The sequence below is a fragment of the Streptococcus koreensis genome (assembly GCF_003627135.1).
Lineage (GTDB): Bacteria > Bacillota > Bacilli > Lactobacillales > Streptococcaceae > Streptococcus > Streptococcus ilei.
Map to the genome: position 1 here is coordinate 972,310 of NZ_CP032620.1, position 17,912 is coordinate 990,221.

13 protein-coding genes are annotated in these 17,912 nt (G+C 43.9%); 6 read left to right on the top strand and 7 right to left on the bottom strand.

Annotated elements, in window-relative coordinates; all coding sequences use genetic code 11:
* The first annotated feature begins 110 nt into the window (after positions 1 to 110).
* The 6 genes from D7D50_RS05015 to D7D50_RS05045 all read left to right on the top strand — a co-directional run bounded on the left by D7D50_RS05015 (position 111) and on the right by D7D50_RS05045 (position 9,714).
* Entirely contained in the window at positions 111 to 869 is a 759-nt protein-coding gene (locus tag D7D50_RS05015) for an acyltransferase family protein (protein WP_227877766.1), read from the top strand.
* A 77-nt stretch (positions 870 to 946) separates the two neighbouring features.
* Positions 947 to 1,159: a hypothetical protein gene (locus D7D50_RS10250; protein WP_227877767.1), complete on the top strand. Its 213-nt coding sequence runs from the start codon at positions 947 to 949 to the stop codon at positions 1,157 to 1,159.
* 257 nt (positions 1,160 to 1,416) lie between these two features.
* A complete protein-coding gene (locus D7D50_RS05025) occupies positions 1,417 to 3,030 on the top strand; it encodes a glycoside hydrolase family 13 protein (protein WP_120701652.1) in 1,614 nt (537 codons plus the stop codon).
* Between the two features lie 418 nt (positions 3,031 to 3,448).
* Entirely contained in the window at positions 3,449 to 5,698 is a 2,250-nt protein-coding gene (gene metE / locus D7D50_RS05035; protein WP_120701653.1) for a 5-methyltetrahydropteroyltriglutamate--homocysteine S-methyltransferase, read from the top strand.
* Positions 5,699 to 5,769: 71 nt separating this feature from the next.
* On the top strand, positions 5,770 to 6,645 hold the full coding sequence (gene metF, locus D7D50_RS05040) for a methylenetetrahydrofolate reductase [NAD(P)H] (protein WP_048716370.1): 876 nt from the start codon (positions 5,770 to 5,772) through the stop codon (positions 6,643 to 6,645).
* Between the two features lie 132 nt (positions 6,646 to 6,777).
* A complete protein-coding gene (locus D7D50_RS05045) occupies positions 6,778 to 9,714 on the top strand; it encodes an AAA family ATPase (RefSeq protein ID WP_120701654.1) in 2,937 nt (978 codons plus the stop codon).
* Positions 9,715 to 9,816: 102 nt separating this feature from the next.
* On the opposite strand, the gene hutG is transcribed toward D7D50_RS05045, so the two are convergent.
* The 7 genes from hutG to ftcD form a co-directional block, all read right to left on the bottom strand.
* Complete coding sequence (gene hutG / locus D7D50_RS05050) at positions 9,817 to 10,803, bottom strand: formimidoylglutamase (protein WP_120701655.1); 987 nt, start codon at positions 10,801 to 10,803, stop codon at positions 9,817 to 9,819.
* A gap of 87 nt (positions 10,804 to 10,890) precedes the next feature.
* Positions 10,891 to 12,432, bottom strand: a complete 1,542-nt coding sequence (gene hutH / locus D7D50_RS05055) for a histidine ammonia-lyase (protein WP_023027218.1) — start codon at positions 12,430 to 12,432, stop codon at positions 10,891 to 10,893.
* Between the two features lie 229 nt (positions 12,433 to 12,661).
* The gene (locus tag D7D50_RS05060) at positions 12,662 to 13,990 is read right to left on the bottom strand and encodes an APC family permease (protein ID WP_023024283.1); all 1,329 of its coding nucleotides are present in this window, start codon (positions 13,988 to 13,990) and stop codon (positions 12,662 to 12,664) included.
* A 20-nt stretch (positions 13,991 to 14,010) separates the two neighbouring features.
* Positions 14,011 to 14,589, bottom strand: coding sequence for a HutD/Ves family protein (locus D7D50_RS05065; protein WP_023024280.1), 579 nt, complete (start codon positions 14,587 to 14,589; stop codon positions 14,011 to 14,013).
* Positions 14,590 to 14,604: 15 nt separating this feature from the next.
* Positions 14,605 to 16,278: a formate--tetrahydrofolate ligase gene (locus tag D7D50_RS05070; protein ID WP_023024279.1), complete on the bottom strand. Its 1,674-nt coding sequence runs from the start codon at positions 16,276 to 16,278 to the stop codon at positions 14,605 to 14,607.
* A 52-nt stretch (positions 16,279 to 16,330) separates the two neighbouring features.
* On the bottom strand, positions 16,331 to 16,960 hold the full coding sequence (locus D7D50_RS05075; protein ID WP_023024278.1) for a cyclodeaminase/cyclohydrolase family protein: 630 nt from the start codon (positions 16,958 to 16,960) through the stop codon (positions 16,331 to 16,333).
* A 12-nt stretch (positions 16,961 to 16,972) separates the two neighbouring features.
* Complete coding sequence (ftcD, locus tag D7D50_RS05080) at positions 16,973 to 17,872, bottom strand: glutamate formimidoyltransferase (RefSeq protein WP_023024277.1); 900 nt, start codon at positions 17,870 to 17,872, stop codon at positions 16,973 to 16,975.
* Positions 17,873 to 17,912: the final 40 nt, after the last annotated feature.

Here is a 17,912-nt window from a genome sequence, read left to right on the forward strand (position 1 = left end):
TATATCAAAAATAGAGGGAAAAAGGTAGATAAGGATCCAAAGATTCCTTGCTTGGCCTTGCCTTTCATGCTAAAATAACCATAGAATCTGCATTTAGCAAGGAGTCGGACATGAAAAAGAATCCCCTCTATAACACCTCTAGTATCAGCTTTTTTCAATACTTATTTGCGATTGCAGTGATTATGGTGCATAGTGGTCGCTTAACTTCCTATGAGCCGGTGCATTTTGCTCTTAAGAGTATCCTGGGCAGGATGGCAGTACCATTTTTTATTGTCTGTGCTAGCTTTTTCCTCAAGCAATCACTAAGGGATTCGAGGAAAATAAAGGCCTATCTGGTCAAAATCGTTAAAACTTATTTATTTTGGAGTTGTGTCTATCTTCCATATGCCTGGTTCTTTTTTTCTAGTCTCAACCTCCCAGTATCTCTCTTTCCAGCTGGCGTCCTCATCGCTCTGGTCTATCTGGGAATGTGTTACCAACTCTGGTATATCCCTGCCTTTTTGCTGGGCCTGTTTTTGGTCAATCAATTGGTCAAACGCTTAGGTATGGTTTGGACGGGGGTGATCACCTTTCTTCTTTACTGCTGGGGCTTGATCGAGACCTATTCAGCTTATCTGGACACCACGAGTCTTCTCAAGGGTTACAGCTCTACAGCAATTTATTTTTTACAGCTCGAAATGGTCTCTTTTACACGCCCATTTTTATCTTTATGGGTTACTATCTCTATGATCATTTTCATGCACAAACCTTTAGGGTTCACCGTTGGGAAAAGCTATCTCTCGCCTTTGGCTTGTTCTGTATGGAAGGCATCATCATTTTTCAACATGAAGGAATCGATAAGAACTTTTACTTGCTCCTTCCCTTTGTGACGGTCTATTTGGTCAATGCCTGCCTGCGATCGTCCTTTTTGAAAAGCTATGATTTGCAGTACTTAAAGCAGATGAGCATGGCGCTTTACTTTTCGCATCCAATCTTTATCGAATGGGCTCGCTATGGCTTTAGCAATCTCCCACTTTCTTATCCAGACAGGGGCAAGCTGATTTTTGTGGCCGCCTTGTTGGGAAGTCATCTCTTTGGATTGGTCATGCTCTCTTATCACAATTGGCAAAAAGTAAGGAAGAATCGAAGTCTTGAACAGAGGCTGGGACAAAAGCCCTAGCCTCTCAATTGTCTTTGGATTGTCGAGCAAGACGCAGTGGTTGAGTGGGCTCCACTACGCTGATTTCATCAGCTTTTACAGCCCTACTCAACTGTGAGGAGGTGGGACGACGAAATCGAATTCTAACGAATGACCGATTTCTGTCCCACTCTCTTTTTTATCTTAAGGAAGACTGATAAAACAGCTGAGAGTTGAAATTCCTTTCGAGTTTGGTTATGATGAAAGGGATTACAAGTGAAATCAAAAAGGAGAAGGGCATGAAGAAAAAATGGTGGCATGATGCTGTGATTTATCAAATTTATCCCAAGAGTTTTTTAGATAGCAATGGGGATGGGATCGGTGACCTCAAGGGGATTACGAGTAAATTGGATTATTTGGAGAAGTTAGGCATTACGGCTATTTGGCTGTCTCCTGTTTACCAAAGCCCTATGGATGATAATGGCTATGATATTTCAGACTATGAGAATATTGCTGCCATCTTTGGGACCATGGAGGATATGGAGAAGCTGATTGCAGAAGGGCAAAAGCGCGATATTAAGATCATTATGGATTTGGTGGTCAACCATACATCTGATGAACATGCCTGGTTTATCGAAGCGAAAGAAAATCCAAACAGTCCAGAGCGGGACTACTATATTTGGAGGGATCAACCCAATGATCTTCTCTCGAACTTCAGTGGTTCAGCTTGGGAATTGGATCCAGCTTCCCAGCAGTACTATTTGCACTTCTTTAGTAAGAAACAACCAGACCTGAATTGGGAAAATGAGACCCTTCGGCAGAAGATTTACGATATGATGAATTTTTGGATCGACAAGGGGATCGGTGGTTTTCGGATGGATGTCATCGACATGATTGGAAAAATTCCGGATCAGAAAATCGTGGCCAATGGTCCCATGCTCCACCCCTATCTGAAAGAAATGAATCGAGCGACCTTCGGAGATAAGGATTTGTTGACGGTTGGAGAGACTTGGGGAGCTACACCTGAGATTGCCAAGCAATACTCTGGTCCTGACAATGAGGAATTGTCAATGGTCTTTCAATTTGAACACATCGGGCTTCTCTTCCAAGAAGGCCAGCCAAAATGGCACTATGCGAAGAAGCTCAATGTTCCTAAGTTGAAAGAAATCTTCAACAAGTGGCAGACGGAACTGGGCATGGACGAAGGCTGGAACTCCCTCTTTTGGAACAACCATGATCTTCCTCGGATTGTTTCTGCCTGGGGAGATGACCAAGCTTACCGGGTGAAGTCCGCTAAGGCTCTAGCCATTCTTCTTCATTTGATGAGAGGGACGCCTTATATCTACCAGGGTGAAGAGATTGGCATGACCAACTATCCTTTTAAGAGCCTAGACGAAATCGAGGATATTGAGTCTATTAACTACGCTAAGGAAAGCCTAGAAAAGGGAGTAGACTTCGACACCATTATGGACCAGATCCGGCATATTGGCCGGGATAATGCTCGGACTCCGATGCAGTGGTCCAACCAGCCACAGGCTGGTTTTACGACCGGTCTTCCTTGGCTAGCAGTTAATCCAAACTATCATGAAATCAATGTAGAAGCGGCTTTGGCCGACTCCTCATCCATTTTTTATACCTATCAGCAATTGGTTGCTCTCCGTAAGGAACAAGACTGGTTGATTTCTGCGGATTTTGAGCTAGTGGATACAGCAGATCAAGTCTTTGCCTACCAACGGGTCGATGGGGACCAACGCTATTTGATTGTGGTCAATCTGTCTAATCAAACCCAGAGTTTTGAACTGGAGAAAGACTACCAGTCTGTCCTCATTAGCAATACAGAAGTAGAGCAGGTCAAAGAGAAGAAGGTATTGGAGCCTTGGGATGCTTTTTGTGTGCAACTAACTAGAGCATAAATTACTACAAAGAGGCTGGGACAAAAGTCCTAGCCTCTCAATTGTTTTTGGATTGTCGAGCAAGACGCAGTGGTTGAGTGGGCTCTACTAGGCTGATTTCATCAGCTTTTACAGCCCTACTCAACTGTGCGGAGGTGGGACGACGAAATCGAATTCTAACGAATGACAGATTTCTGTCCCACTCTCTTGTTTTAGAGGAGACTAGGGCTGGTCAATGGGAGGATCCTCGGCCTGCCTGGTAGAAAGCTTATAGTTATTTTTTATAAGGACTATTAGTTCTGGTGAATGGCAAGAGGTGAAAACCCTTGATCTATAAGGTTATAGTTTCTGGCTATATCGTAAACCATTGAAAAGCAATTATACAGAAGGTGCTTCTTCTGATAAGATAGACTCAACTTGAATTTTTGGAGGACAAAACATGTCAACAACAATTATCGGATTCCCTCGTTTGGGTGAATTCCGCGAACTAAAATTTACAACTGAAAAATATTTTAGAAACGAAATTACTGCTGAAGATTTGTTAGATGCAGCAAAAGAGTTGCGTGCTAAACACTGGAATATTGTCAAAGAAAAAGGGATTACTGAAATTCCATCAAATGATTTTTCACATTATGACAATTTCCTAGATGCTGCTTTCCTTTTCAACGTGGTTCCTGCATCGGTTCAAAACTTGGACTTGTCTGACCTTGAACGCTACTTCGCTTTGGCGCGTGGTTACCAAGGTGAAAAAGGGGATGTGCGTGCTCTTCCAATGAAGAAATGGTTCAACACCAACTACCACTACATCGTTCCAAAATTTGAAAAAACAACAGAAGTCAAATTGGCTGGTCACAAGATTTTTGATGAGTACCAAGAAGCCAAAGAATTGGGTCTTGACACTCGTCCAGTTGTGGTTGGACCATTCACTTTCCTTCAATTGTCAGACTTTGAAGAAGGCGTAAAAGCAGAAGACTTCGTAGATAGCTTAGTGGCTGCTTACCAAGATGTTTTTGCTAAATTGGCAGAGCTTGGTGCGACTCGTATCCAACTGGATGAAGCAGCTCTTGTCAAAGACTTGACAGCTGAAGAAAAAGCTCTCTTCTTGAACCTCTACAACAAACTCTTGGCTGACAAAAAAGGTCTTGAAGTCTTGATCCAAACTTACTTTGGTGACGTGCGTGACATCTATGCTGACCTTGTAAAATTGCCAGTAGATGCTATCGGTCTTGACTTCGTTGAAGGGAAGAAAACTCTTGAACTCGTTAAAGGTGGCTTCCCAGCAGATAAGACTCTCTATGCAGGGATTGTCAATGGTAAGAATATCTGGCGTAACAACTACGAAGCAAGCTTGGAAATTTTGAAACAAGTTCCAGCTGAAAATGTTGTCTTGACAACTTCTTGCTCACTGCTTCATGTGCCATTTACGACTGCCAACGAAGACTTTGAACCATCTATCTTGAATCACTTTGCTTTTGCAGTTGAAAAATTGGAAGAACTTCGTGACTTGGATGCTATCCGCAACGGTCAAGGTGAACAGGCTCTTGCAGCAAACAAAGAACTCTTTGCGACAGAACGTGTCGGAGCAAATGCGGAGCTTCGTGCGCGTATCGCTGGATTGACTGATGCAGACTACACTCGTTTGCCAGCCTTTGCAGAACGTGAAGCTATCCAAGAAGATGCCTTCAAACTTCCAGCCCTTCCAACAACAACGATCGGTTCATTCCCTCAAACCAAGGAAGTTCGTGCGAAACGTTTGGCTTTCCGTAAGGGTGAATTGTCACAAGAAGAATACGATGCCTTCCTTGCTGAAACTATCGACGAATGGATCAAATGGCAAGAAGAAGTTGGATTTGACGTGCTTGTACACGGTGAATTCGAGCGGAACGACATGGTGGAGTACTTCGGTCAAAACTTGTCCGGTTACCTCTTCTCTAAGAATGGTTGGGTACAATCATATGGTATGCGCGGGGTTAAACCACCAATCATCTGGGGTGATGTCACTCGTCTTAACCCAATCACTGTTAAATGGTCTAGCTACGCACAAAGCCGTACGGACAAACCTGTTAAAGGGATGTTGACTGGACCTGTTACCATCCTTAACTGGTCATTCCCACGTGAAGACATCTCTATCAAGGATTCTACTCTTCAAATCGCTCTTGCTATCAAGGATGAAGTTCTTGACCTTGAAGCTGCAGGCGTGAAGATTATCCAAATCGACGAGGCTGCTCTTCGTGAGAAATTGCCACTTCGTCGTAGTGACTGGTACGAAGACTACCTTGACTGGGCTATTCCAGCCTTCCGTTTGGTACATTCAACAGTAGCACCAGACACACAAATCCACACGCACATGTGTTACTCAGAATTTACAGATATTATCCCAGCCATCGACAACATGGATGCAGACGTCATCTCATTTGAGGCAAGCCGTTCAAACCTTGAAATCTTGGACGAACTCAAAGCGAAAAACTTCCAAACAGAAGTTGGACCTGGGGTTTACGATATCCACTCACCTCGTGTGCCTAACGAAGGCGAAATCGATCACACTATCGAAGCTATCCTTGCCAAAGTACCAAGCAGAAAAGTTTGGATCAACCCTGACTGTGGTTTGAAAACACGTGGAATTAAAGAAACAAAAGAAAGCTTGATCCGTCTTGTAGAAGCGGCAAAAGCTGCTCGTAAAGCGCTATAAAGCAAGTAGAAATTCCTAAGCTTGCTCGATAGCAAAAAAAGAATTGCTCAATCAAGAAAGGAATACATTTGATGACTAAGCAAACACCGTCGCTCTCCTTTGAGGTTTTCCCTCCAAATCCTGAAGTAGGCAATGCCAAGCTCTTACGTGCCTTGGAAAATATGCAGGAATTAGCTCCACACTTTATCAGTGTGACAGCTAGCAATAATAAATACAATATCAAAGAGACGACGGTTGCTTTAGCCAATCATATTCAGAATGAATTGTCTATTCCGACCATTGCCCACTTACCTGCCATCTATCTAAGCAAGGAAAAAGTAGCAGATACCCTTCATGAATTAGATCAAGTAGGGGTTCATCGGATTTTGGCCCTTCGTGGTGATATTATTCCTGGTATTGAGCCTTTAAAAGACTTTCGTTATGCAACGGACTTGATTGAATTTATTAAAACAGAAGCTCCTCACTTTGATGTGATCGGTGCTTGTTACCCAGAAGGTCACCCAGATTCGCCAAACCAAATTTCAGATATTCAAAATCTGAAAAAGAAAGTGGATGCTGGATGTTCGAGCCTAGTGACTCAGCTTTTCTTTGACAATGAGCGTTTCTACGATTTTCAAGATAAGTGTACCTTGGCGGGAATTGATGTTCCCATTCATGCAGGGGTGATGCCAATTCTTAACAGAAACCAGGCCCTTCGCTTGTTGAAGACTTGTGAAAATGTTCATATCCCACGGAAGTTCAAAGCCATTCTGGATAAGTATGAACATGATCCAAAATCTCTTCGTGCGGCTGGTTTAGCCTATGCGGTGGATCAAATCGTTGATTTGGTCACACAAGATGTTGCCGGTGTCCATCTCTACACCATGAACAATGAAGATGTAGCCTATCATGTCCACCATGCAACAAAAGCCTTATTTGAACACCAACCAAATTTGGAAGTGATTTAATCAACAGTCTAAGCAGGAATTGTAGAGATTGAGAAAAATTTTTCTCAGTCTCTTTTTTACTTGGGCCAATCGCTTGCTAAAAGACAACTTTTTTTTTATAGTATTAATATGAAGATTTTGGAGGCGCTTGCAATGAAGAGAGAACTCACGTTGAAGTTATTTGGACCCCCTAAGGTTGTTTTCCAACAGAAAGACATCCGTTTTTCCTTCTCGAAGATGGAGGCTTTATTTTATTACTTAGCTGTATCGGGTGAGGTCAACCGTGATGAAATTGCGGGCATTCTCTGGGGGGACAAGGAAAACCAAGTCGCTCGGAAAAATCTACGGAATACTGTTTACCAAGCTAATAAAATCTTTGAAGGAGATGTCATTGTTTCTCCAAGTAGGAGTAGCTTGGCCCTTAATTCTGAGCTGAATCTTTCTTTGGATGTCCAGCTTTTTGAAAGGGATCCGATAAGCAATTTACATCTTTATCAGGGAGATTTTCTGGAAGGCTTCTACGTCAAGGATGATGAGGACTTTGACCAGTGGGCTTCCCGTAAACGGAGCGCTTATAAGCAACTCTATATTGAAAGCTGTTATCAAAAGATTGACAAAGAGGGGCTGGGAGACCCTGGTATAGAGTCCTTACTCCACCATTTAGTAGAGCTGGATGAATTTGAAGAAAAGAACTACCAGCTCTTGATGGAGTATTATAGAGTTCATCACCAGCTGGGGAAATTTTTTGAGACCTATTACAAGCTGGTGGATTTATTGGATCGTGAGCTGAATGTTCGTCCTAGTCGAGTGATAGAAGAACTGTATCATTCTGTTTTGGAAGCTAAGCGAACCCATAAACAGAGCAATCGTGTGAATGTCCGAGAACTCCCTTTCTTTGGTCGCAAACGAGAACTATCCCAACTGGAGGAATACCTCTCCTTAGTTAAGAAGGGGGAAGCTGTTGGACCTTTCTTGCTCATGGGACAATCTGGAACAGGCAAGAAACGGTTGATGCGTCAATTGGTCTTGCTGTCCAATCGTAGTTTTAGCTTTGTCAAGCTGGAAGGCAAAGTCGGCAGTCGCCAAGAAGAAGGAGGGATCTGGGACGACCTCAAAGCTTCCCTAGAGAAAGTGAGTGGGGGCTTGGAAGCTCCTCCTCTAGGAAAAGCGGACAATCTCCCTGCTGTCCGGAAGCAACTTCAAAGACTCAGCCAAGAAAAACCTCTTCTAATTCTTCTCGAAAATGCTCAGTGGATTGATGCAAGCTCATTAGACAAAGTGAAGCAATTAGAGGAGAAAAAAGGCAAGGAAAAATGGCAACTGATTGTTACAGCAGAAGGGCCCTTGCCGGATTTCTTGGTCCATTTCTTTGGGAGCCTGAAAGTAGAGAGACGGTTGTCCCGGCTAGAGTTGACCAATTTTTCTGCAAGTGAGAGTAAGGCCCTTTTGCAAGGGGAACTGGGGCAGATCGAGCCAGTGGTGATTGAGCAGATGATGGAGTGGAGTGAAGGCAGTCCCTTCTTGTTGTCCAGCTACATAGAAGAGTGGAATGAGAAGGAAAGTTTAGAGCCACTACCGGATATTATTCAAGCATATCTTGCTCAAGAACTAGGGGTCATGAGCAGTGAAGAGGAGTCCCTTCTTCATTATTTGTCTTGTTTTCATAAACCGATTTCCATGTCTATCTTGGCAGAGTTGACAGCAACAGATCTTTCTGTTTTAACGGGATTATTAGAGCCTTTAGCCCAAAGAGGAATCATCTCAATAGTGGAGGAAGGGGAGGATCTCTTGGTCCAATTTTGTAAGCGATTGGTAGCCATGTACTTCTACCAACTCCTATCACCTGCCAGACGACGCCTCTTCCACCAACAAATCGCTCAAAAACTGGAAGAAACCTTAGAAGATTCGACAGACCTGCTCTTCTATAAGGAAATAGCTTACCAATACAAGCAGTCCCAAAATCTCTTGCGTTCCTTGTCCTTTGAGTTGACCTACTTAGAGGAAATCCTTCAGTTGGAACATGAACTGTTCCCGATTTATTCTAAGGGGGAAGAAGGGGGAGTAGCAGATGGTGAAAATAGCCATTTGGATATTTTTGGGGAACTCTCTCGTCTTCGTCGAGAACTGGATCAGCTTTTTTCACGACACCAAAAAGATAGAGACTACAAGTATTTGCAACTGCGCTACTTGTATTTAGAGGGGCGCTACTTCATTCGAAGTGGTGAGTACCAAAAGGGGATTCATGATATTCAAAAGGTCATCTCCTATGCGCGGGAACTCAAACGGCTCGACTTTCTTTTAGAAGGGTACCGGCAAATCATTTATTATTGCATTCAAACAGAAAATATTTCTGAAATGGCCTATTACACAGATTTGGCTTTAGAAGATGCGATTCAGGCCAACAACCATGAAGCGATTGCGATTCAGTTACGTTTGAAGGGTTTGTACCATTTGATGGTAGGGGATGAGGAGCAGGCAACCCGCCACCTCTATCGCTCCATTGATTGCTTTAGTCTGACCAATAGCATGCAGGCCAAGTATGCCATTCAAATTGCAGCATCTTTAGCCTACCTGGCTGAAATAGAGCAAGTGAGAGGGCATTTTCAAGTAGCTGTCACCCATTTGGAAGAGGTCCTACGCTTGGTGGGAGATCAATCTGTTGATTCAGTCCGAGTGGTGTTTGAAATTGATCTTGGGATTGCCTACTATTGGAAGGGAGATTTGGTCCAAGCCCGCTTCTATTTTGACAGGGCTCAAAAGGTTTTGTCCGGCGTTCGCTTCCCTTGGAAGGAAGAATTGCTCGAATTTTATCAATCCTTAATCGCCTGTCATTTTGGCGAGCAAGAGAAGGTGGCAACTTATCTGGCTCGTAAAGAAGGAACCATGAAGCAAACGACGAATGCGCGAGACAAGGGGATGGTTTGTTATCTCTTAGCCTTCTTGGCGGCCCAGAAGGAACAAGGAGAGCAACTGGTTCCTGCTTTGAGCTCTTTCTTGAAAGAAGATAAGGGCTACTACAAGAAACTGGCAGAGCAACATCTGACTCCGTATAGAGACCGTCCCTTCCTCAAGAGATTAAAAGTCCTCTAGTATAGCTCATCAAGTGTCACGAAGGAAGAATAAAAAAAGGCTTATCAACACCCAAGGGATGGATGTTGATAAGCCTTTTGTATGTTAGAGAGGTTTTGCATCTTATTTTTGTTGGGACAAGATTTGGGTCAAGTAAAAGATAAAGGTTGCAGCCAGGTTGGAGGTGTGGTTGTCAATATCATGAGGAGGGGAAACTTCCACAATATCAAATCCAATCAGTTTGCCGCTAGCAGCAATGTGTTGGAGCAACATTAGGGCTAGTTTTGGATCCACCCCAAGTGACTGGATGGCACTGACGCCAGGGGCAGAACCAACGGCAAAGCAGTCCATATCGATAGAGAGGTAGGCCGCTGTCTGTTTTTCTAAGAATTGATCAATCCGATCAAGAATGGCCTGGTGGCTCATCCGGAAGAGATCTTGTCCTGTTAAGAAATCAATGCTTGGTGTTTTTGCCACATAGTTGAATAGGAACAGGTTGTTGCTGTGTTCCTGGATGCCCAAAATCAAGTAAGGGAAATCTTTGCTCTCTTCTTTTGCGTGGTCTGCCATTTGGCGAAATCCTGTTCCAGAGTTGGGACCAGTTTGGTCGTAAGGACGCAGGTCAAAGTGAGCATCTAGATTGATGACAGCCAATTGTTCATCTGGTTGCAAGGAGGATTTGAGGCCCAGATAGTGGCCGTAAGCTGTTTCGTGACCTCCCCCAAGGACGATTGGTTGAATATTTAACTCCAACATTCGTTTGACGGTTTGAGAGAGACTCTCTTGCAAATCTTCAAGAGAGCGATTGGGGCCATCGATATTCCCGACATCAAAAACTGTGACATTGGTCCCCCAGTGCCAAGGAAGTTTGGCAAGTTGGGTTCGAATAGCGTTTGGGCTTTCGACAGCACCGACGCGACCGTTATTGATATAGACTCCTTTATCGCTTTTAAAGCCAAGGATTCCAAAGGTGACTTCTTCAAAAGGAGTCAAGCTTTCATCATTCAAATCCAAAAACTTCGTCAGCATTCCCCATTTGGCTGTATAGGGATTGTCTTCAATACTGCCTTGGTAATAACTGTAAGTCATTGGGTAATAATCTCTAAGCACGTTACATGCCTCCGTTTGTTTGTATTTGGCTAGAAAGGCAAAGGCTGAGAAAATTTCTCAGCCTTTTTTTGCTGTATCCTTACTGTATCAGTATTGAATGCTTAAGTCAACTGCTTTTTCGATGGTTGCTAAGAATTCTTCACTTTCAACGACAGCAGATGCCTTATTGAGTTCTTCAAAGATTTCGATGTCCTTGTCAAATTCAATGAAGGCCACCTTGCTGCGAATCATGTCATAGGCTGGTTTTGTACCTTTACCAAGTTCATGATTTTCTGGTTTGAGATCCAAGGCTTGGCAAGCTGCCATGATTTCAGTAGCAACGATGCGGCGTGAATTCTTAAGAATCTCAGCCGCTTTACGAGCTGCTGTAGTTCCCATGCTGACGAAGTCCTCTTGGTTTTCACAAGATGGGATAGAGTCTACGCTAGCTGGGTGAGACAAGATTTTGTTTTCAGATGCAAGAGATGCACAAGCATACTGCGTAATCATGAAGCCTGAGTTAAGGCCAGGGTGTTTGACCAAGAAGGATGGCAATTTGCTGAGTTGGCTGTTGACCAATCGTTCTACCCGACGTTCAGATACGTTACCAATCTCAGAAAGGGCAATACCCAAAAAGTCAAATGGTTGAGCCATTGGTTCACCGTGGAAGTTACCTCCTGAAATGACGTGACCTTCCTTGGTGATGATTGGGTTATCCGTCACAGAGTTGATTTCGATTTCAACTTTTGTTTTCACATAAGCAATAGAGTCCTTGCTGGCTCCGTGGATTTGAGGGATACAACGGAGTGTATAAGGATCTTGTACCCGTTGTTGAGTCGCAACAGTGGTATTTTTGCTTCCTTCAAGGAGATTACGGATGTTACGAGCAGTCGCCAATTGTCCACTTTGAGGACGGATGGTATGAAGGTCTTCTTCAAATGGACTGGTAATACCATTGTGAACTTCCATTGAGAGAGCACCTGCAATATCAGAGAGTTTGAGCAATTGAATACCGTCGTAAGTTGCAAGAGCTCCAATACCGGTTAGGACCGTTGTACCATTAATCAAGGCAAGTCCTTCTTTGGCAGCCAATTGGATCTTTTCGATACCAGCTTGGTCGAGAGCTTCTTGACCGCTCAAAAGTTGACCTTTGTAGTAGGCATGTCCAAGTCCCAACATTGGGAGAACCATGTGAGAAAGAGGGGCGAGGTCACCAGATGCTCCAAGAGAACCTTTTTCTGGAATATAAGGAGTCACTCCTTTGTTGAGCAATTCTAACAGTTTTTCAACGGTTGATAGACGAATGCCAGAATAACCTTTTAAGAGTGAGTTAATACGGATTAACATAATAGCACGAACGGCATCTTCAGGAAGTGGATCGCCAAAACCAGATGCGTGAGTACGAATCAAGTTTTCTTGAAGTTGGACAGTATCTTCAGGAGAAATGCTGACATTACAGAGGGAACCAAATCCAGTGGTCACACCATAGACAACACGTTTTTCACGGACGATATCATCGACAATTTTACGAGATGCGATGACAGCTTCTTTTGCTCCTTCGTCTAACTCACATTGGGCACCGTGCCGAGCGACGGCGATGACCTCTTCCAGTGTTAAGCTGTTACCATCTAAATGAATCAATTGAGTCATATAAAACCTCCGATTATGAATTGTTCTGTAGAAGTAGATTTGTTTACTTCGGTTTGAATACCAAACGTGAGCCCATTGTCTATGATTCTTAGAAGGATTGAAAGAAGTCTTAGAGAAAAGAGCTCAGGTTTGATATTCGTGGCTTCTTAGATGGGCTAGGGAGCAAAGGAATGCTTTGCTCCTGCCTAAGTTCCCATCTAATGTGTAAATAGAATTGGTGAGGACTGTTTTATTTTTTAGCTAGTTTGTCACCGTGGAAAACAAAGTAAAGTCCACTAGCGATTACTAGACCGATAGCTCCCCATACAAAGTTCATTAGATTGTCCCCTGCAATCATCAAGATACTGATGACAACAGCCAAAATTGGGATAACTGGACCGAATGGCACTCGGAAGGTAACCTTTTTCTCTGGGTACATTTTTCTGAGTTTGAGCGCTGCCAAAGCAGTCGGAATATATTGGAAGAAACGGAAAACAACACTGAAAGTTGCTAAGGATTCGAAAGATCCAGATAACAAGAGTAAGAATGCAAAGAAACCGGAAATGATAATGGCAATGACAGGAGCATTCTTAGAGTTTGTTTTTCCAAGTTCTGCTGGCAAGAGTTTTTCGTCTGCTAGGGCAGCACCGAAACGAGGAACCATAATGGATTCACCGATGTTGAGACCGGCGATTGAAATGAGAGCACCATAGGAGACAAGAGGGGCACCGATAGGGCCAATCATTTTAACAAATGCGTCTTGTACTGGTGCCTCGGTTCCCATAATGCCTCCACCAAGCATAGCGATTGTTCCAGCGATGATCAACATGTAGAGAACTGAGACGATACTGATGGATCCCAAGATAGCACGAGGAACGTTCTTTTCAGGGTTACGCATTTCCCCTGCAACGATGGACATGGTTTCGAATCCGATAAATCCATAGAAGATGTAAACAGCGGTACTAGAAATAGCACTAAAGAGATTTGATCCACTTTCCAATTGAAGGAAAGGTGTGAAGTTGCCCTTGCTCACACCACCAGGAATAAAGAAGATGGCGAAGAGAGAGAAGAGGACAATTGGGATTAATTTTGCAACAGTAGCTGTCAGAGTGAACATCTTAGATGTTTTCAGACCGGCGATGTTCATAAGACTCAAGAGAACCAACATAACGATACTAATCGCTAGGTTGTGACCTTCGAATGCTGGGAAGGTAATGATGAAGATCTTAGCAAAACCAGCTAGCATAGCAGCCCAAGCGATAACGGTAACGGCCCAACCGAGAATTCCGACATTAAAGCCGACAAAGTCACCGAAAGCTGCTTTGGAGTATTGCATGGCTCCACCGTTTTTATCAAAGTAGCCAGCCGTTTCAGCCAGACAGGCTGATAGTAGCATGACAAGAATAGCTACCCCAAACATGACAGCTAGGGAAGCTGGTCCTAAACCGGCATAAATTTTTTGAGGTAAAAGGAAGATACCAGATCCGATGACGGCATTGATACCGTATAGAGTGGCACCGCTAAAGCTGAATTTCGCTTTTTCTTGTTCCTCAATCGACTGTTTATGTGCTCCGTTCATAATGTCTCTCCTTTAAAACATTATCTTAGCGCAGTCCAGATAGCAATCGGTTGCTTCCCAGACTGAAGGGGTGAAAACGTAATTGTCATCTCTTGAAGAGGAGATGCTTGTTCGATCAACAGGAGCTCGTGAGTTTGGAGGGAGTAAAGTTGTCCCTTTTTCCATTCAAGTGTTAGTGGACAGAGAGCATAGATCAATTGATAGCGACTCTGGCTCGTAACACTTTCTTGTGGGGATATAGCACTCATATGCCCCTGATAGGAAGGTTTATAGATGAGATTAAAGTCTTGACAGGTCCCTTGACTAGATACGGGATCTCCCCCGTCAAAGAAGTAGCTTTGAAAGGGCTTTAAAACCACTTCTTTACCTTGATGGGTGAGTGTAATCGATGAAGTCAGAGGCATCAAGATTCGGTGGTAACCAGTGAGATCGGTAAAGTCACTTTTTTCAACCTCCACCGTTGCAGTAGAGAGGCGAAAATCAAAGGTCCGATCTGGATAACTTCCCTCTTTCGGAGAGAGGAAGAGTTGGGTGGTTTGGCCACCAGACCAAGTAGAAATCTGATAATCTGCGGGCGTGAGATGAAGGATAGTCACCATAGGACGTCCTCTTTCTTAAAAGAGACCAGTAATATTGCCTTGGGCATCGATATCAATCTTTTCACTGGCAGGAACTTTAGGTAGACCAGGCATGGTCATGATCGTACCAGTGAGAGCTACGATAAAGCCAGCCCCTGCAGCTACCTTAAGGTTACTGATTTTGACAGTGAAGTCTTTTGGTGCACCCATCTTCTTCGCATCATCTGAGAAGGAGTATTGTGTCTTGGCCATACAGATTGGAAGATTTGAGAAACCAAGTGCTTCTAATTCTTTGAGTTCGCGTTTGGCCGCTGGTGTTAGGCTAATGCCTTTTCCACCATAGACTTTTGTGACAATCTTGGTCAATTTTGTTTCAATGTTGTCTTCTTCGTCATAGACATAAGAGAAGTGGTTTTCTTCTTGAGCCAGTTGAATGACTTTTTCAGCTAAGTCACGGCCACCAGCTCCACCATTTGCCCAGACATCCGAAATGACAACATCTACATTGCGTTTCTTACAAGATTCATAGACAGCTTCAAGTTCCGCTTCTGTATCCAGCGGGAATTTGTTAATGGCAACGACTACAGGTAGGCCATAGACTTCTTGGATGTTGGCCAAGTGTCTGTCAAGGTTTGGAAGACCATCAATAACGGCTTGGACATTTTCTGTAGCTAAGTCCGCTTTGGCAACTCCACCATGCATCTTGAGGGCACGAATGGTTGCAACGAGGACAACGGCAGAAGGTTTGAGTCCTGCCATGCGGCACTTGATGTCGATGAATTTTTCAGCACCTAGGTCTGCTCCGAAGCCAGCTTCTGTAACAACATAGTCTGCATATTTGAGAGCCAACTTGGTAGCGAGCACGCTGTTACAACCATGGGCGATATTGGCAAATGGACCACCGTGGATGATAGCAGGAGTATGTTCTAACGTTTGTACCAAGTTCGGATGAATGGCATCTTTGAGAACAGCTGCCATGGCACCACCAGCTTTGAGGTCTTTGGCTGTCACCGGCTGTCCTTGGTAGTTGTAACCGATAATGATGCGATCGAGGCGTTCTTTTAAGTCAAGGATATTTTCTGAGAGACAGAGAATAGCCATGATTTCAGACGCCACCGTGATGTCGAAACCATCTTCACGAGGCACTCCGTTTGTTTTTCCTTGAAGGCCATCTACAATATGGCGGAGTTGACGGTCGTTCATGTCGACCACTCGTTTCCAGGTGATGCGACGAGAATCGATGCCCAACTCATTACCGTGGTGAATATGATTGTCAATCAAGGCTGCAAGCAGGTTGTTGGCAATCCCAATGGCATGGAAGTCACCTGTAAAGTGAAGGTTGATGTCTTCCATAGGAACCACTTGGGCATAACCACCACCGGCAGCACCACCTTTGATTCCAAAGACAGGGCCAAGAGAAGGTTCACGGAGAGCAATGACGGCATTCTCACCGATAGCAGAGAGGGCATCTACTAGACCAACAGAGGTGGTTGTCTTTCCTTCTCCGGCAGGAGTAGGAGAGATAGCTGTCACGAGGATCAGCTTGCCATCTTCCTTATCCTTTAGTTGTTCCAGTTGATTGCTATCGATTTTTGCCTTGTACTTTCCGTAGAGTGAGATATCTTCTTCGGTTAATCCAAGTTCAGCAGCGATTTCCGTGATGGGCTTCATTTGAACAGAATTGGCAATTTCAATATCCGATAAAACCATAGAATCCCTTCTTTCTTTGTAGGTATTGAAGTTATAAAGTTGATTGATCGGTTTAGGATAGGCTTTCTAAAATGCTTTGGTAAATGCCATCTGCAAGCTCAGAACCTGTTTGGAGGAGCTTGAGTCCCTTGCCATGGTATTCTTGAACGAAGTCTTGGTCCTTGATTCCTGAAATGTTGATCAGGACATTGAGCCAAGCACCTTGAAGGCCAGCCTTGAGATTGAGAGCAGCCACTCCTAAGTCGCTCGCTGCATTGGTGTTGGACTTACCAACAGCTTCTTTTGTTGTTTCAAGAGCCTCAACGATGAGCTCCATCATAGAGAATGGAGATACGGTCGCATGTTTCAAGGCTTTTTGCATGGCTTCGCGACGAGCGGCTTTCTCTTCTTCGGTTTCTTTTGGAAGATCAAAGACTGCTGATACGACGTTGAAAGCTTCTGTATCCTTGTCAATAGCTTCTAGTAATTGGTCTTGGAGTTGGGCACTTTTTTCGTGAACCCCTTTGATATGGTCTTCAAATTCAGCGTATTTCTTCTTACCAATGGTCAGTTCGCAGACCATTTTGGTAAGGGAAATCCCATTCGCAGCAGATAGGGCAGCAGCAGAACCACCACCGGGAGCTGGAGCGTCTGAACCAAGAACTTTGGCAAACTCCGTAATACTTAAGTCAACTAGTTTCATAGAACTCCCTTTCTAACCCAACAAGTGATTTTCTAAGACTTGTTTGCTGTAGTCAAAGTCTTCTAATTGCAAGTAGTACTCAGCAGAGTCAATCAAAGCCTTAGCAGGAGCCAGTCCGATGAGTTCTGTTCCGACGATTCGAACTCCGTAGCGTTGTGCTTCGAAACGAACGGTTTCAACGACACGATACAATGGGAATTTTTCCAAGTTGACCATGTTGATAGAAACTTGGGCGATGTTGCGATCTTCTAGCATGACACCGATCGCTTTACAGTATTTGTATCCACCGCTGGATCCACGAATAATTTTCGAAATGTTGTTGGCAATTTCTAGATCATCTGTGTCAAGGTTGACATTGAAGGCAACGAGCGGCATACGGACACCAACAGCCGTAACCCCTGCAGTTGGGTGAATCTTGCGTTCACCATAGTCTGGCTTCCAGTCTTCTTCCAACAATTTTTCTGGCATGCCTTCGAATTGACCTTTACGAACTTTAGCAAGGTTGGTGCGTTCTGGACGAGTTGCGGCATCTTCATAGAGGAAAATTGGAATCCCTAATTCACGATTGATGCGTTCCGCTACTTTATGTGCGATTTCAACACATTCATCCGTTGTGATATCTTTGACCGGAACGAATGGACAAACGTCTGTTGCTCCCATACGAGGGTGTTCGCCTTCGTGTTTGGTCATATCGATGTTTTCAGATGCGTATTTTACCAATTGGAAAGCCACTTCTTGAATGCTTTCTTCATCCCCAACGAGTGTAAAGACGCTACGGTTGTGGCTGGCATCAGACGAGTAGTCTAATAATGTCACACCTGGAATGCTTTTTGCAGTAGCGACTAATCCGTCAATGACAGCCTGATTGCGTCCTTCAGAAAAGTTTGGAATACACTCAACAATTTTTGCCATATGATTACCTCTTTTTATAGGAGAAGTTGGGGGAGGAGGA

Excerpts from the sequence above, each read along its gene's own strand:
- hutH (WP_023027218.1), bottom strand. The coding sequence starts at position 12,432 with ATGACTCAATTGATTCATTTAGATGGTAACAGCTTAACACTGGAAGAG.
- D7D50_RS10250 (WP_227877767.1), top strand. The coding sequence starts at position 947 with ATGGCGCTTTACTTTTCGCATCCAATCTTTATCGAATGGGCTCGCTAT.
- D7D50_RS05075 (WP_023024278.1), bottom strand. The coding sequence starts at position 16,960 with ATGAAACTAGTTGACTTAAGTATTACGGAGTTTGCCAAAGTTCTTGGT.
- metE (WP_120701653.1), top strand. The coding sequence starts at position 3,449 with ATGTCAACAACAATTATCGGATTCCCTCGTTTGGGTGAATTCCGCGAA.
- D7D50_RS05045 (WP_120701654.1), top strand. The coding sequence starts at position 6,778 with ATGAAGAGAGAACTCACGTTGAAGTTATTTGGACCCCCTAAGGTTGTT.
- D7D50_RS05065 (WP_023024280.1), bottom strand. The coding sequence starts at position 14,589 with ATGGTGACTATCCTTCATCTCACGCCCGCAGATTATCAGATTTCTACT.
- D7D50_RS05070 (WP_023024279.1), bottom strand. The coding sequence starts at position 16,278 with ATGGTTTTATCGGATATTGAAATTGCCAATTCTGTTCAAATGAAGCCC.
- D7D50_RS05015 (WP_227877766.1), top strand. The coding sequence starts at position 111 with ATGAAAAAGAATCCCCTCTATAACACCTCTAGTATCAGCTTTTTTCAA.
- D7D50_RS05060 (WP_023024283.1), bottom strand. The coding sequence starts at position 13,990 with ATGAACGGAGCACATAAACAGTCGATTGAGGAACAAGAAAAAGCGAAA.
- D7D50_RS05025 (WP_120701652.1), top strand. The coding sequence starts at position 1,417 with ATGAAGAAAAAATGGTGGCATGATGCTGTGATTTATCAAATTTATCCC.
- metF (WP_048716370.1), top strand. The coding sequence starts at position 5,770 with ATGACTAAGCAAACACCGTCGCTCTCCTTTGAGGTTTTCCCTCCAAAT.
- ftcD (WP_023024277.1), bottom strand. The coding sequence starts at position 17,872 with ATGGCAAAAATTGTTGAGTGTATTCCAAACTTTTCTGAAGGACGCAAT.